This is a genomic window from Pseudomonas monsensis, from assembly GCF_014268495.2.
GTDB classification, from domain to species: Bacteria; Pseudomonadota; Gammaproteobacteria; order Pseudomonadales; family Pseudomonadaceae; genus Aquipseudomonas; species Aquipseudomonas monsensis.
In genome coordinates this window covers 2745846-2760675 of sequence record NZ_CP077087.1, presented here as the reverse complement: position 1 = coordinate 2760675, position 14830 = coordinate 2745846, and the positions used below count along the sequence as shown (strand labels likewise).

13 protein-coding genes are annotated in these 14830 nt (G+C 60.4%); 8 read left to right on the top strand and 5 right to left on the bottom strand.

The annotated features are described in order from the left end of the window. Window positions 1-50: 50 nt before the first annotated feature. Together HV782_RS12125 and HV782_RS12120 are read left to right on the top strand one after the other, a co-directional pair. Entirely contained in the window at window positions 51-1700 is a 1650-nt protein-coding gene (locus tag HV782_RS12125) for a GMC family oxidoreductase (RefSeq protein ID WP_186747711.1), read from the top strand. A 146-nt stretch (window positions 1701-1846) separates the two neighbouring features. Further along, a complete protein-coding gene (locus HV782_RS12120; RefSeq protein WP_123467741.1) occupies window positions 1847-3469 on the top strand; it encodes an MFS transporter in 1623 nt (540 codons plus the stop codon). Between the two features lie 54 nt (window positions 3470-3523). Here HV782_RS12120 and HV782_RS12115 read toward each other — a convergent pair whose 3' ends face one another. Together HV782_RS12115 and HV782_RS12110 are read right to left on the bottom strand one after the other, a co-directional pair. Further along, window positions 3524-3892: a DUF427 domain-containing protein gene (locus HV782_RS12115; RefSeq protein WP_186747709.1), complete on the bottom strand. Its 369-nt coding sequence runs from the start codon at window positions 3890-3892 to the stop codon at window positions 3524-3526. A 304-nt stretch (window positions 3893-4196) separates the two neighbouring features. After that, window positions 4197-5603 (bottom strand): serralysin family metalloprotease, encoded by a 1407-nt coding sequence (locus HV782_RS12110; protein ID WP_186747707.1) that lies wholly within the window; start codon window positions 5601-5603, stop codon window positions 4197-4199. 279 nt (window positions 5604-5882) lie between these two features. On the opposite strand from HV782_RS12110, the gene HV782_RS12105 reads away from it, so the two are divergent. The 3 genes from HV782_RS12105 to HV782_RS12095 all read left to right on the top strand — a co-directional run bounded on the left by HV782_RS12105 (window position 5883) and on the right by HV782_RS12095 (window position 9357). After that, complete coding sequence (locus tag HV782_RS12105) at window positions 5883-7811, top strand: DNA topoisomerase III (RefSeq protein WP_186747705.1); 1929 nt, start codon at window positions 5883-5885, stop codon at window positions 7809-7811. A gap of 202 nt (window positions 7812-8013) precedes the next feature. After that, complete coding sequence (locus tag HV782_RS12100) at window positions 8014-8517, top strand: GNAT family N-acetyltransferase (protein WP_128615594.1); 504 nt, start codon at window positions 8014-8016, stop codon at window positions 8515-8517. A 510-nt stretch (window positions 8518-9027) separates the two neighbouring features. Continuing rightward, complete coding sequence (locus HV782_RS12095; protein ID WP_123467733.1) at window positions 9028-9357, top strand: hypothetical protein; 330 nt, start codon at window positions 9028-9030, stop codon at window positions 9355-9357. 334 nt (window positions 9358-9691) lie between these two features. On the opposite strand, the gene cynR is transcribed toward HV782_RS12095, so the two are convergent. After that, a complete protein-coding gene (cynR, locus tag HV782_RS12090) occupies window positions 9692-10579 on the bottom strand; it encodes a transcriptional regulator CynR (RefSeq protein ID WP_186747703.1) in 888 nt (295 codons plus the stop codon). A gap of 122 nt (window positions 10580-10701) precedes the next feature. Between cynR and cynS the strand changes: the two genes are divergently transcribed. From cynS to HV782_RS12075, 3 genes are all read left to right on the top strand, one after another. Then, window positions 10702-11169, top strand: a complete 468-nt coding sequence (cynS, locus tag HV782_RS12085) for a cyanase (protein ID WP_123467729.1) — start codon at window positions 10702-10704, stop codon at window positions 11167-11169. Window positions 11170-11249: 80 nt separating this feature from the next. Then, a complete protein-coding gene (locus tag HV782_RS12080) occupies window positions 11250-11486 on the top strand; it encodes a DUF2790 domain-containing protein (protein WP_123467727.1) in 237 nt (78 codons plus the stop codon). Between the two features lie 12 nt (window positions 11487-11498). Then, a complete protein-coding gene (locus HV782_RS12075) occupies window positions 11499-12158 on the top strand; it encodes a carbonic anhydrase (protein WP_123467725.1) in 660 nt (219 codons plus the stop codon). A 45-nt stretch (window positions 12159-12203) separates the two neighbouring features. Here the strand turns inward: HV782_RS12075 and HV782_RS12070 are convergent, their stop codons facing one another. Both HV782_RS12070 and glsB read right to left on the bottom strand, forming a co-directional pair. Further along, window positions 12204-13706 carry an aldehyde dehydrogenase family protein gene (locus HV782_RS12070; RefSeq protein ID WP_186747700.1) on the bottom strand — a complete coding sequence of 501 codons (1503 nt, stop codon included), beginning with the start codon at window positions 13704-13706 and terminating at the stop codon, window positions 12204-12206. Window positions 13707-13920: 214 nt separating this feature from the next. Further along, window positions 13921-14829, bottom strand: a complete 909-nt coding sequence (gene glsB / locus HV782_RS12065) for a glutaminase B (RefSeq protein ID WP_186747698.1) — start codon at window positions 14827-14829, stop codon at window positions 13921-13923. Window position 14830 lies beyond the last annotated feature (1 nt).

Here is a 14830-nt window from a genome sequence, read left to right as displayed (position 1 = left end):
AGCTAACAACTAGAGTGTCCGACAATAAAAACAAAAAGCGAGGTCAGGGAATGCAGACTTCCCTTGAGGAATACGATTACATCGTGGTCGGCGCCGGCCCTGCCGGGTGCCTGCTGGCCAATCGACTGTCGGCGGATAAACAGCAGCGCGTGTTACTGCTCGAAGCCGGCGGACGCGACAACTATGCGTGGATTCACATCCCGGTCGGCTACCTGTTCTGCATCGGTAACCCGCGCACCGACTGGTGCTTCAAGACCGAAGCGGAACCCGGCCTGCAGGGCCGCAGCTTGAGCTACCCGCGCGGCAAAGTGCTGGGCGGCTGTTCCTCCATCAACGGCATGATCTACATGCGCGGCCAGGCCAACGACTATGACGGCTGGGCGGCCGAGGGCAATCCGGGCTGGGCCTGGAACGATGTGCTGCCGCTGTTCAAACAAAGCGAAAACCACTTTGCCGGCGCCGCCGAATTTCACGGCGCCAAGGGCGAATGGCGCGTGGAGCAACAGCGCCTGTCGTGGCCGATTCTCGATGCGTTTCGCAGCGCCGCCGAGCAGAGCGGCATCGCCAGCATCGACGACTTCAATCAGGGCGACAACGAGGGTTGCGGCTACTTTCAGGTCAACCAGAAGGCCGGGGTGCGCTGGAACGCGGCGAAGGCCTTCCTCAAACCGGTTCGCGACCGGGCCAATCTGACGGTGCTGACGGGGGTGGAGGTGGATCGGGTGCTGCTGGAGGACGGTCGCGCCTCAACCGTCAGTGCGCGGCATGCAGGTCAGGTCAAACAGTTCAAGGCCCGCAAGGAGATCGTGTTGTGCGCCGGCTCGGTGGGTTCGCCGAGCATTCTGCAACGCTCCGGGATTGGCCCGCGTCCGTTGCTGGAGCGCCTCGGGATCGGGGTGATTCATGAGCTGTCGGGCGTCGGCGGCAATCTGCAGGATCACCTGCAACTGCGCCTGATCTACAAACTGCAGAACGCCCGCACCCTGAATCAGATCGCCGGCAGTGTCTGGGGCAAGATGGGCATGGGCCTGCGCTATCTGTATGACCGCAGCGGGCCGTTGTCGATGGCGCCGAGTCAGCTCGGGGCGTTTGCCCGATCCGGGCCGGAGCAGACCTCGGCCAACCTCGAATACCACGTGCAACCCTTGTCGCTGGAGCGCTTTGGTGAGCCGTTGCACAGTTTTCCGGCGTTCACTGCATCGGTGTGTGATTTGCGGCCGCAGAGCCGTGGGCGCATCGAGATTCGTTCGGCGGACCCATCGCAGGCGCCGCTGATCCAGCCCAACTACCTCAGCCATCCCGAGGACCTGCGCGTGGCGGCGGATGCGATTCGTCTGACCCGACGCATCGTCAGCGCGCCGGCCTTGCAAGGGTTCAAACCGGTCGAGTACCTGCCGGGTGCCAGCCTGCAAAGTGAAGAAGAATTGCAGCAAGCGGCGGCGAAGATCGGCACGACGATTTTCCACCCGGTCGGCACCTGCCGCATGGGCCAGGACGCGGACTCGGTCGTCGACGCGCAACTGCGGGTACACGGCGTGCCGGGCCTGCGTGTTGCCGACGCGTCGATCATGCCGCGCATCACCTCGGGCAACACCTGTTCGCCGACGCTGATGATTGCTGAAAAAGCGGCGCAACTGATCCTGAAACCTACAGTACACATAACCCCTGTGGGAGCGGGCTTGCCCGCGATGACGGTATGACATTCAACATTGAAGTTGGCTGACCCAGCGCAATCGCGGGCAAGCCCGCTCCCACAGGTTTTGGCAGCAGATTCAAGGCATCGCGCATCAACCGGACACGCAACACCAGTGGAACAACAAAAACAATCACTGTGAGGGATACCGATATGTCAGAACACGCTCAGACGCTGGACGCCGCGAGCGGCGCCAGCACCAGCAATGCCACGCAGAAAGTCATCTTCGCCTCGTCCCTGGGGACCGTGTTCGAATGGTATGACTTCTTCCTCTATGGCGCCCTCGCGGCGGTGATCAGCAAGCAGTTTTTCGCCGGGGTCAACGACACCACGGCGTTCATCTTCGCGCTGATGGCCTTCGCGGCCGGGTTTATCGTGCGGCCCTTCGGCGCGCTGGTGTTCGGGCGGCTGGGGGACATGATCGGGCGCAAATACACCTTCCTTGCGACCATCATCCTGATGGGCGTCGCGACCTTCTGCGTCGGCCTGCTGCCGACCTACGCCAGCATCGGCATCGCCGCACCGATCATTCTGGTGGTGCTGCGCATGCTGCAGGGCCTCGCGCTCGGCGGTGAGTATGGCGGCGCAGCCACCTACGTGGCCGAGCACGCGCCGATTGGCAAACGCGGTTTCCACACCAGCTGGATTCAGTCCACCGCGACCCTCGGCCTGCTGCTGTCGCTGCTGGTGGTGCTCGGTTGCCGCTACTTCACCGGCGATCAGTTCGAAGTCTGGGGCTGGCGCATTCCGTTCCTGCTGTCGATCGTGCTACTGGGCATTTCCACATGGATCCGCCTGAGCCTGCACGAATCGCCGGCGTATCTGAAAATGAAAGAGGAAGGCAAAACGTCGAAGGCACCGATCCGCGAATCCTTCGGCAAATGGGAAAACCTCAAAGTCGTGCTGATCGCCCTGTTCAGCATCAACGCCGGGCAAGCGGTGACCTTCTACGCGGCGCAGTTCTACGTGCTGTTTTTCCTCACCCAGTTCCTGAAAATGGACCCGGCGGTGGCCAACAGCCTGCTGATTATCAGTGTGGTGATCGGTGCACCGTTCTTTATCATTTTTGGCTGGCTGTCGGACAAGGTCGGGCGCAAACCGGTGCTGATGCTCGGCCTGCTGCTGGCCACGGTGCTGTACTTCCCGATCTTCAAATCCCTGGCCCACTACGCCAACCCGGCGATCGACCAGGCCAGCCGTCAGGCACCGATTACCGTGCTGGCGGACCCGGCGACCTGCACATTCCAGTTCGATCCGGTGGGCAAGGCGAAATTCGACAGCCCGTGCGACAAGGTCAAAACCTTCCTGGTCAAACAGGGCCTGCCCTACTCCAGCGCCGCCGCTCCGGCCGGCAGTGGCGTGCAGGTGAGCATCGGCGACATGAAGATCGACGGCTACGACGAAGCCGCACTGCGCGGCGCGGTGACACTCGCTGGTTACCCACAACAGGCGGATCTGCAGCAGATCAACAAACCGATGATCGTGGCGCTGATCGTCGCGCTGATCATCATCTCGGCCATGTGCTACGGGCCGCTGGCGGCGCTGATGGTCGAACTGTTCCCGACGCGCATCCGCTATACCTCGATGTCCCTGCCCTACCACATCGGCAATGGCTGGTTTGGCGGGTTCCTGCCAACCGTGTCGTTTGCGCTGGTGGTGTACACCGGGGATATTTTCTATGGGCTGTGGTACCCGGTGCTGATTACCGGGGTGAGTTTGGTGGTGGGCATGTTCTGTCTGCGTGAGACGAAGAATATAGATCTCGACAAGAACTGAAACTCACCCAGACAACTCAATCGGCGAGGGCTTTTACCCTCGCCGTTTTTTTGCTCAGGCATCAGCCTTGATCACTTCGAACTTCACCTGATCCGGATAAAACGCCACGTAGTTTTTGATCTGCTCGACCGAGATTTTCGGTTTCTCATAAGTCCACACCGCATTCGCCCCTTCATGCCCCGGCACTTGCAGACTGAAGTAATTGGCATCGCCCTTGTACGGGCAATAACTGGTGTGATCGGTGCGGGCGAAATACTTTTCGTCGATGTCTTCGCGGGGGACGTAATAAACCGGTGGGTAGTTGGCTTCGTTGAGGATCAGCACGCGGGAGGACGCAGCGACCTGGATGCCGTGGAATTTCACCACCAGGCACCCGACAAGTTGTTCGAGGTTTATAACGGGACTGAGGCCGGAACTTTTCATGGGGTTCCCCTGAATACGGCGAAGAGACCGGTTCAGGTATAGCCCATCGGTTCTGGTTGGGGTGGTTTTACAGCCGAACGGCCCATCAACTTCAAAAGCCCCTCACCCTGGCCCTCCCGAAACGTCGGACTGCCCCGAGGGAGAGGGGACTGACCGAGTTGTCTGACGAAATCCATCGACCTGAAAAATCGAGTCGATTATGGATTCAAAACCAATCGTTCAAGTCGGTGAATTTCGCCAAAATCCCCCAATCAGTCCCCTCTCCCGCTGGGAGAGGGTTAGGGTGAGGGCCGATCTTCAGGCATCACGCCAGAATATCAGTCGCCACCGCTTGCCCCACCACACCGACGGCAAAGTCCACCGAGCCCTGCCCCGTCAGATCAACCATCAGGCTGGTCTGATTGGTCTGCGCGAAGTAGGTCAGGATCGCGTCGCCGGCATGTCCGGTGAAGCCGCTGACGAAGTTCAGCGAGGCTGCACCCGTGGCGAAACCGGCGATCCCCGACAAGTCGATCTTGTCCAGACCGCTAGTGAAATCCATGATCCAGTCCGGCGCGGTCATGGTCGAATCGCTGGCCGCGCCAAACACAAAGGTGTCTGCGCCTGCACCGCCCCACAAGGTATCGCCACCGCCACCACCGTAAAGGATGTCATTACCGGCACCGCCGACCAGATCATTGGCCGCCGCATTGCCGATCAGCAGATCATTGCCTGAACCACCCAAAGCGTTTTCCACGGTCACACCGTAAGCGATGGACACGTTACCCACCAAACCGCCGACGTCGGAGAACGAACCCTCATTGAGGTTGATTTTCTGGTTCTGGCTGAAGCCTGAGAAGTCCAGCGTGTCGTTGCCGCCGCCATCCCACACCGAAAACACCACTTTCGACGACGCCGAAGTGGCGCTGTAGAAATCGCGCTCGGCGTTGGAGTTGAAACCGTACGTAGTGTCCTCGGCACGGGTCGCGTAGTTGGCGCCATAGAGTTTTTGCACAGCAACGATATCGTCCAGCAACGGCGCCGAGGCGTACGCGCCGCTGCCGTCCTTGCTGAAGTTCTGGTCGGTGTTGGCTTCGCTCCAGTAGCTCATCAGGCTGTAGCCACGAGTATCTTCAGCGTATTTGGCATCGTTGTAGGTCGGGTTGCCGTTGCCGGCGTTGTAGGCGCCCGGGTGCGACAGACCGAGGGTGTGGCCGATCTCGTGGGTCAGGGTCTGGCGCCCGTAGTTGTTGGTGTCCGGGGTCTTGTTGACCTGATATTGATTGTTGATCAGGTACCACGACTGGCCGTCATAGCTGCCGCCGCTTGGCAGGTAGGCAAACGCCGCGCCACCGGTGCTGACGTCGTAGTTGCCGAACGTCATGTGCCCGTCGCCGCCCTTGCCCTCGGTGAACGTGACCCTGGCGACATCGGCCCAGGATTGCATGGCCAGCACGGCCTGCGCCTTCTGCTGGGCGCTGAATTCGCTGAAGTTGCCCAGTTGCGGATTGTAGTTCGCCGGTTTTTCCGTGAGGAAGCTGTAGCTCAGGTCGATTTTGCCGTCAGCGTTCTTATCGCTCCACGACAGGCCTTTGCGCAGAATTTCGTCAGCGGCCTGGTCGGCGGTGAACGACGGTTTGCCGTTGATCAGACCGACGCCACGGTCGTACAGGTGGCTGAACGTATTGACGTCGTCGTAGGCGCTGCTGGTGCTGGAGGTGGCTTGAGCCATGATGGACTTCCTTGTTTCTGAGTAGTCAGTGTCCGACAGACCACGGCGATCCCGTGCCGGGATCGTCCTGTCACGTGCTTGTCATAAAAACGCACTGAACCTGACATGGCGGGCAACACGAGGCTAATCAATTTCTCGATAGCCGGGGTGACGTCCCCGGATTACCCGTCACGTGCTGCAATCGTTTTTATCTGTATATCCATACAGATAAACGTTGCCCCTGAGGCGAAGTCCGGACATTCTGTGCACCTGTTCCGACCTTGATCGACGATGGTGGTTATGCGGCTGTACCTCTGTGAAAAACCTTCCCAGGCCAAAGACATTGCGGCCGTGCTCGGCGCCCGGCGCCGGGGCGACGGTTGCTGGCTGGGAACGGACGTCACGGTGACCTGGTGCATTGGCCACTTGCTCGAAACCGCGCCGCCGGATGCCTACGACGCCCGCTACAAGCGCTGGGTGCTGGCGGATCTGCCGATCATTCCGGACAAATGGAAAATGACCGTCAAACCGCGCACTGCCAGCCAGTACAAGGCAGTCAAGCGCCTGCTTGGCGAGGCCAGCGAACTGATCATCGCCACCGACGCCGACCGCGAGGGCGAGATGATTGCCCGGGAACTGGTCGAGCACTGTCGCTATCGCGGGCCGATTCGGCGCTTGTGGCTGTCGGCGCTGGACGAGGCATCCATCCGCAAGGCGCTGGCCGCACTGAAGCCGGGGGCAGAGACGTTCAGCCTCTATCACTCGGCGCTGGGTCGCTCGCGGGCGGACTGGCTGATCGGGATGAACATGAGCCGGTTGTTCACGCTGCTGGGCCGTCAATCCGGTTATCAAGGTGTGCTGCCGGTGGGCCGGGTGCAGACGCCGACCCTGCGCCTGGTGGTCGATCGCGACCGCAGCATTGCCGATTTCGTCCCGGTGCCGTACTGGGCCGTCGATGTGCAACTGCTGCACAACGGCACAACATTCACCGCGCAATGGCGGGCGCCGGGCGACGCCTGTGACGATCAGGATCGCTGCCTGAATCAGGCGCTGGCTCAAACAGCGGCAGCCGCTATGAGTAGTGCTGCCAGCGCCCGGGTGGTGAAGCTGCGCACGGAGCGCATGCGCGAAGTGGCGCCCCTGCCCTTCGACCTCGGCACCCTGCAGGAAGTCTGCTCGAAGAAACTCGGCCTCGGCGCACAGGAAACCCTCGACATCGCCCAGGCCCTCTACGAAACCTACAAGGTCGTCACCTACCCGCGCAGCGACTGCGGCTATCTGCCCCTGAGCCAGCACAGCGAGGCGCCGCAGATTCTGGCGGCATTGCGTCAGGCCGACCCGAGCCTTGAGGTGCTCAACGGCTTTCTGCAGCCCCAGCGCAAATCCCGGGCATGGAACGACGCCAAGGTCAGCGCGCACCATGGCATCATCCCCACGGCTGCAGCGAAGAACCTCGAACGCCTGAGCGGCAAGCACCGCGCGGTCTACACACTGATTCGCGCGCGCTATCTGGCGCAGTTTCTGCCCAATCATGAATACGATCGCACCCAGGCCGACTTCGATTGCGCCGGTGAAACGTTGCGCGCAGTCGGCAAGCAGATCATCGAACCGGGCTGGAAACGTGCCTTGCCCGAAGCACTCGCACCGGCCAAGGGTCGTGAAGCGCCCGCACCGCAGACCTTGCCGACATTGCACGAGGGCATCGACTGCGCGGTGGCTGACGTCAGGCTCAAGGACCTGTGGACGCAACCGCCCAAGCCCTACACCGAAGGCGATCTGATCAAGGCGATGAAGAACGTCGCCAGACTGGTGGAGGATCCGCTGCTCAAACAGAAACTCAAGGACACTACCGGCATCGGCACCGAAGCGACCCGGGCGTCGATCATTCAGGGCTTGCTGGATCGCGGCTATCTGGTGAAGAACGGCAAGGCACTGGCCGCGACACCGGCGGCGTTCAGCCTGATCGATGCCGTGCCCCGCGCCATCGCCGACCCCGGCACTACCGCGATCTGGGAACAGGCGCTGGACATGGTGCAGAGCGGCGAAATGAGTCTGGAAGAGTTCGTCACCAAACAAGCGGCATGGATGAGCAAACAGGTCACCCGCTGTTCCGGCCTGAGCCTGACCATCAGCGGCCCGCCGCCGTCAGGCAAGGCTGCCGCGCCGTGGAAGAAAAAGCGCAAGTCGCCACGCAGTAAAACCACCGGTACCAAGCGCAAAACTCAATGACCACAGCCTCTGTGCCGAGGGGATTTATCCCTGTCAGGTCGCGAAGCGGCTCCTCTTTTGTTACAACCATCAGGGGGACTGCTGCGCAGTCCAACGGGGATAAATCCCCTCGCCACAAGGTATGTGCATTCGCAATACCTGGGCTTACTACAAAGTGTTGGGGCCACAATACTGGCTCATCACTGCCGGGAGTTCAGCCACTATGCCCACCATCGCACTGCACCCCGCCCACCGCGACGAATGGGACACCCTGGAAAACCTGATGCAGTTCTACATGCACGACTTCAGCGAATGGCTGCCGCTGAAACTGGCCGGGCACGGTTTGTTCAGCATTCACCCGAAAGACGACTACTGGCGCAATCCCGCCACCCAGCCCTTTCTGATCCGCGTCGACGGCGAACTCGCTGGTTTCGTCACCGTGGACAACGACACCCACATCGCCGGTGCCGAATTCAACATCGGCTACTTCTTCATCGCCCGGCGCTTTCGTGGCCAAGGCGTCGCGCAATTTGTCGTCTCTGCCCTATTGAGCCGTATCCCCGGTCAGTGGCAAATTTTCCATATCGACGCCAACCTGCCGGCACAGCGCTTCTGGGCCCGACTGATCCCCGAGTTGAGTGGCGGCGAATTCACCTGCCAACCGCGCGAAGTGGACGGTTACCCGTGCACCTTCTACGCGCTGTACGCGCCTTTTTCCGTTGCCTGAACGGATCCTTTCTCATTCCAAAACAGCTTTGTCCGACAATATGTAGTGAGAAAAAATAATCACTACAAAACCGTTGACGGCATCGTTTTGCTTTTGCATGATGAAGACGTTCCCCGATCGGGAGCACTGGCAACACGCTTGAGCAAACTCGTCTGACCGCCGAGTTGTTTTTTCCGGATACACGCTGCCCACAAGGCAGATTGAAGAAGCTGACCTGGCCTGAACGTCCAGTACAAGGACGAGAAGCGCTGGCGAAAATTCTCAAGACGCTTGTGGTCGACACTGTAAAGGTCGTCAAGGAGCCTCCCGGTTTTCGCTGCTTCTCCTCGTTGTGACGCTATTGCGTAGCAGTTATTCAACACGACTACATGCAACAGATGCACGACCCCGTACTTGTCACGGGCGAGCGCTGACGTCCTGGTTTCGGTGCCAGGGATCAACTAACCGATGGGCTACCTGTATTAGCGAATCAACTTTGAAAGATCACCAAACTGGTCAAGGGGCAACATCATGAATCTGAACAATCAACCGACTATTGAAGAACTGGCTCGTATGTTCGCTGCGCAAAAAGACAGCCACGACAGCCATATTCTGTGGATCAGCAAGACGGGCCAGGTGCATATCGACTGCCTGTCGCCCCATGCTGGTGAAGAAGAGTTCGACCAGAACAACCAGAACCTGCTGGCCCGCCTGAAGATGTACCGCCGTGGCCACGGTTATGTCGGCAAGAAAGCTGCGGCCGACAAGGACTTCATCGGTAATGTTCTGCAAACGCTGAAACAGGCGTGGGACTCGATGCAGAACAACAATGAAGTTCGGGTGATTGACCGGTTCTGCTGAGTTAGTAATTAGATAATTGAAAGGCCTGCGTCCTTAAAGGAAGCAGGCCTTTTTTTTGTTCGCTTGCATTGATATGGCGTGACTGGAATTGTAGCCCCTCACCCCAGCCCTCTCCCGAGGGAGAGGGAGCTGATTTGTGCTGCGCTGAAAATTTTAGTTCGGCTCAAAACTTTCAGGTCAGCGTAAATCGCACAAACACCTCAGTCAGTCCTCTATCCCTAAGGAGAGGGAGCTGATTTATGGTGCTTTCAGAACCTGAGTTCGACTCAGGTTTCTCAGGTCGGCGTAGACCGTACAAACACCTCGGTCAGTCCCCTCTCCCTCCGGGAGAGGGTTAGGGTGAGGGGCTTCCCATGCCCAACACCAATTCCACAAACGCCACCGACGCCGCACTGTGATAATTATTGCGCCGCCGCAACAACGCCGCCCCACGCTGCGGCGCCTCGCTCTCTACGCGCAACCGGCGCAACGCCCGATCTTCCGTCGCGATCGCCTGCGGCAACATCGTCGCCATCGGCGAATGACGCACCACCTCCAGCAACGTACTCACCGAATTCACCTCAATCCGCACCTGCGGCGTAATTGCGTGCTGACGGAAATATTCATCAACCGATAGCCGGGTGATGAAGTCTGACGCCAGTAACGCGAAATCCAGTTGGGCGATGTCCTCCGGGGTCAGCACCGAAGTGCTTTCGTACAGCGGATGCTCGCGCCCGACCATGATCCCCAGGGTTTCGGCAAACGCCGGAATGCATTCGATATCCGGGTGGCGCACCGGGGTGAAGGCAATGGCGATGTCCAGCGAGTCATCCGCCAGGCCCGCCTCGATGTCGTCCATCGACAACTCGAAGATCTGCAGGTGAATCCCCGGATACCGCACCGCATAGTCACGCACCAAGGGCCCGACCAGATACGCCATGAACGTCGGCGTCATCGCCAGGCGCAAAGTGCCACGGGACAGGTCCTTCACGTCATGCAACGCACGCCTGCCCGCCTCCAGCTCCACCAGCACCCGCCGTGCAGATTCCAGATACGCCATGCCGGCATCCGTCGGTTTCACCGTGCGTGAGGTGCGATCGAACAGTTCCACCCCGAGGCTTTCCTCCAGTTGGCGAATCTGTTGCGACAGGGTTGGCTGCGACACGTGCAGCGCCTCCGCCGCGCGAGTGAAGCCACCGTGATCGGCAACGGCCAGCAGATAACGCAAATGACGCAGCAGCATGGGGGCACACCATCTATAGGCAGGACTTATGCAAAGCATTGTATATCGGTCTTGGACGCTATGGGTCAATCGGCAGAAGATGAATCCCACACAGCAAGCCAACCCCTGAAAGGAGTGACACCATGCAACAGTCCCATGCCTACAACGACACCAGCCTGGCCCTGACCACCCGCATTCTGGACATCAAGGCACGCAAAAACCTGTCGTGGCAGGATCTCGCCGACGGCACCGGCCTGAGCCTGGCCTTCGTCACCGCCGCTCTGCTCGGACAGCATCCGCTGCCGGAAAACGCCGCCCAAGTGGTCGGCGACAAACTCGAACTGGACGCTGATGCCGTCGCCGCCCTGCAAATCATCCCGCTGCGTGGCAGCCTCAGTGGCGTGCCGACCGACCCGACCATCTACCGCTTCCACGAAATGATCCAGATCTACGGCACCACGCTCAAAGCCCTGGTTCACGAACAGTTCGGCGACGGCATCATCAGCGCGATCAACTTCAAACTCGACATCAAGAAAGTCGAAGACCCGGAAGGCGGCTCCCGCGCCGTGGTCACCCTCGACGGCAAGTTCCTGCCCCTGCGTCCGTTCTGATCCAGCCCGGCCCGCACCCTGCGTGCGGGCCGGCTCCCCCGAATGACTCACTGTCACCACCTGCGTCTGGAGGTTGCCCCATGCAAAAAATCCTGTTGACCCTGGCCCTGATCGGCGGCCTGTCCGCCCAGGCATTTGCCGCTGACGAAGTTGTCGCCTACCGCTACGGCATGCCACTGGACATCGCCCAGGTGCTGAGCATTACCCCGGTTGCCGACGTTTGTGGTGTGGTGCCGGTAGAGATGACGTATCTGGACAGCAACGGCGGCAAACACATTCTTCAATACAGCGAATTCGGCAGCGGTTGCTCGAACTAAGAGGACAACACCATGAAAAACCTGATTGATGGTTTCCTGAAATTCCAGAACGAAGCGTTCCCGCAACGTACCGAACTGTTCAAACACCTGGCGACCACGCAACAGCCGGGCACATTGTTCATCACTTGTTCCGACAGTCGTGTCGTGCCGGAACTGCTGACCCAACAAGAACCTGGCGAGCTGTTCGTGATCCGCAATGCCGGCAATATCGTACCGTCCTACAGCCCGCATCCGGGCGGGGTGTCGGCGACGGTGGAGTATGCGGTGGCGGTGCTGGGTGTGACGGACATTGTGATCTGCGGACATTCGGACTGCGGTGCAATGACCGCGATTGCCCAGTGCAAATGCATGGATCACCTGCCCGCTGTGAGCGGCTGGCTGCAGCATGCCGAGTCGGCCAAAGTGGTCAACGAAGCACGGCCCCATGCCAACGACGCGGCGAAGTTGAGTTCGATGGTGCGCGAGAACGTGATCGCGCAACTGGCGAATATCCAGACCCACCCGAGCGTGCGTCTGGCCCAGGAGAAAGGCCTGTTGAATCTGCATGGCTGGGTGTACGACATCGAGACAGGCTCGATTGATGCGCTGTCCTCGGATCGTCGCACCTTCGTGCCGCTGGCCGAGCAACCAGCGACTTGCGCGGTGCACGCTCAAGCCACCCACGCTGCCTGAAAAAAACACCCCTGTGGCGAGGGAGATCCCTCGCCACAAGTGTTTTTAGCGCTTCACATCGAGGTCGGTCTGGCTCATGCGGCTACGTACGGTGAACACACCATCGCCAGACAAAATCGCACTGCGGGCAAACAACCGGCCGCTCTCCCAGTTCGAAAGGCCCAGCTCCGGCTTGTTCAACGCGTACTGCCCATCCACCCAACGGGTAATGCCGTTGCCTACGAAAGGCGCGTTGACCGCGTTGTAAAACCGCTCTTGAGCCAGCGCATCCTCACTGATCAGCGACACGGTGAACTGCGGACTGTAGCGGTTGAACAGATCAATCGCCTGATCCAGATCGTCGACGATCATCAAGCTGACTTCCGGGGTTTCTTCCCACTCCCACTCGCGGCCCAACTCGGCTTCCGCCAGCGGTTCGGCCAGTGCTTCGGTCTGCAAACCTTCGGCGCGATAGACCTCGACCGTCGCGTTCTGCCATTCGCCTGGCAAGCAAGCTTCGCTGCCTTCGACGATGTGCAATTTGCAGCCCTGCCCGCGCGCGGTGCCCGCCTGCTTCAGTGCATCGAGGAACAGCGGCACCAGTTCAGCGGCACGTTCACGTTGAATCAGGCACACGTTCAGGGTGTTACACACTTTGCGATCCAGCGAGTTGCGCACCACCGCCGCAAAACGCCCGGCGTCAGCTTCACGGTCGGCCACCAGCCACGCGCCACCGGTGCCGTGCAGGCTGACGGCGGTGCCGGCCTGCTGGGCGATGCTGCCCAGTTGACTGACCGCACGACCCGAACCACGCGCGACGGCCAGCGACAAACGCCGGTCAGCGAACATCGCCCAACCGGCGGCATGATTGACACTTTCCACCAACGACACCGCACCAGCCGGCAGACCGGCATCGGACAGTGCCGGGTTCAACGCATGAGTGACGATGGCTTGCGCGGTGCCCAACGCATCGCTGCCAATGCGCAGCACGGCGGTGTTGCCAGTGCGCAAGACACCGGCGGCGTCGGCGAATACGTTCGGCCGGCCTTCAAAGACAAACGCGACGATGCCCAACGGCGAAACCACTTGCTCGACCTTCCAGCCGTCGTGTTCAACGCTGCTGATGACTTTGCCCCGGGTAGGTGCGGCATCGCGCCAGGCACGCAGGCCAGCGATCATGTCGCGACGCATGCGCTCATCGGCCAGCAAGCGTGTGGTGGAACGTCCGCGCGCCCTGGCCCGTTCGATGTCGGCACGGTTGGCGGATTCGATCTGCGCCCAGCATTGCGGGGTTTCCAGACGCTGCGCGAACAGATCGAAAAACTGACTGATCGCTTCGTCGGACACCGCCGACAGCGCGGCAAACGCCGCAGCCGCACGCTCGATCGCCACCGCGGCGGCTTGTTGGTCAGCCACGGGAATCAGTAACAGCTCGCCACTCACCTGCTCCACCAGCAGGTGATCGCCGGGTCGAAAGCGCTCCGCCAGTTCGGGGCTGACCACGGTGACGCGGTTACCAGCGAAAGGAATCGGGGTGCCAGCGACCAGACGTTCGAGCGCGAGAGACATGAAGCGGATTCACCATGCAGAGAGCGGCCGGAAAATGTAGCGGATTATTCGATGAAATACATCTCTTCACACACTAAAGAAACTTGAGGGAGCTCGCTTGTCGGGGCGCCGCATCGCCGCGATGGCGGTGGTTCAGGCGACATTGATTCTGGATCTCCCGGCCTCATCGCTGACAAGCAGCTCCCACAGGGTTTGTGGTGTTTGTGTGATCGGATCAGAACACCGACCAGCCAATTCTTGAGCTGAGCATCTCCAGTGCCGCCATCCCTGCCAGCGAGTTGCCGGCTGCATTCAACTCCGGTGACCACACGCACACCGTGAACTGCCCCGGCACCACCGCGACGATCCCGCCGCCCACCCCGCTCTTGCCCGGCAAACCGACGCGATAGGCGAAGTTGCCGGCTTCGTCGTACAAACCGCTGGTGGCCATGATCGAGTTGACCTGCTGGGTCTGGCGCCGACTGAGGATCTGTTCGCCGCTGTGCTTGCAGAACCCGTCGTTGGCCAGGAAGCAGAACGCCCGGGCCAGATCAATGCAGCTCATACGCAGCGCGCAATGGCTGAAGTAGCTGCGCAGCACCGCTTCGACGTCGTTGTGGAAGTTGCCGAACGATTGCATCAAATACGCCATCGCCGCGTTGCGCGCACGGTGCTGGTATTCGGAATCGGCGACTTTGCCGTCGATCATGATTTGCGGATTGCCCGACAGGCGCCGGACAAAATCGCGCATCGACAGGGTCGGCGCAGCGAAGCGCGACTGATTGATGTCGCAGATCACCAGCGCACCGGCGTTGATGAACGGGTTACGCGGCCGACCGCGTTCGAACTCCAGTTGCACCAGGGAATTGAACGGCTGGCCGGACGGTTCGTGACCCAGCCGCTCCCAGATCGCCTCGCCGGAATGCTCGATCGCCTGCACCAGGCTGAACACCTTGGAAATACTCTGCACCGAGAACGGCGTCTCGGCGTCGCCGGCGTAATACATCTCGCCGTCGTTGCCATACACGGCAATGCCCAGTTGATTGGCCGGCACGGTGCCGAGGGCAGGAATATAGTCAGCCACCTTGCCCTGCCCGATCAGGGGCCGGACAGCGTCAAGGATCTCGTTCAACAGCGCTTGCATG

Excerpts from the sequence above, each read along its gene's own strand:
- HV782_RS12125 (WP_186747711.1), top strand. The coding sequence starts at position 51 with ATGCAGACTTCCCTTGAGGAATACGATTACATCGTGGTCGGCGCCGGC.
- HV782_RS12120 (WP_123467741.1), top strand. The coding sequence starts at position 1,847 with ATGTCAGAACACGCTCAGACGCTGGACGCCGCGAGCGGCGCCAGCACC.
- HV782_RS12115 (WP_186747709.1), bottom strand. The coding sequence starts at position 3,892 with ATGAAAAGTTCCGGCCTCAGTCCCGTTATAAACCTCGAACAACTTGTC.
- HV782_RS12110 (WP_186747707.1), bottom strand. The coding sequence starts at position 5,603 with ATGGCTCAAGCCACCTCCAGCACCAGCAGCGCCTACGACGACGTCAAT.
- HV782_RS12105 (WP_186747705.1), top strand. The coding sequence starts at position 5,883 with ATGCGGCTGTACCTCTGTGAAAAACCTTCCCAGGCCAAAGACATTGCG.
- HV782_RS12100 (WP_128615594.1), top strand. The coding sequence starts at position 8,014 with ATGCCCACCATCGCACTGCACCCCGCCCACCGCGACGAATGGGACACC.
- HV782_RS12095 (WP_123467733.1), top strand. The coding sequence starts at position 9,028 with ATGAATCTGAACAATCAACCGACTATTGAAGAACTGGCTCGTATGTTC.
- cynR (WP_186747703.1), bottom strand. The coding sequence starts at position 10,579 with ATGCTGCTGCGTCATTTGCGTTATCTGCTGGCCGTTGCCGATCACGGT.
- cynS (WP_123467729.1), top strand. The coding sequence starts at position 10,702 with ATGCAACAGTCCCATGCCTACAACGACACCAGCCTGGCCCTGACCACC.
- HV782_RS12080 (WP_123467727.1), top strand. The coding sequence starts at position 11,250 with ATGCAAAAAATCCTGTTGACCCTGGCCCTGATCGGCGGCCTGTCCGCC.
- HV782_RS12075 (WP_123467725.1), top strand. The coding sequence starts at position 11,499 with ATGAAAAACCTGATTGATGGTTTCCTGAAATTCCAGAACGAAGCGTTC.
- HV782_RS12070 (WP_186747700.1), bottom strand. The coding sequence starts at position 13,706 with ATGTCTCTCGCGCTCGAACGTCTGGTCGCTGGCACCCCGATTCCTTTC.
- glsB (WP_186747698.1), bottom strand. The coding sequence starts at position 14,829 with ATGCAAGCGCTGTTGAACGAGATCCTTGACGCTGTCCGGCCCCTGATC.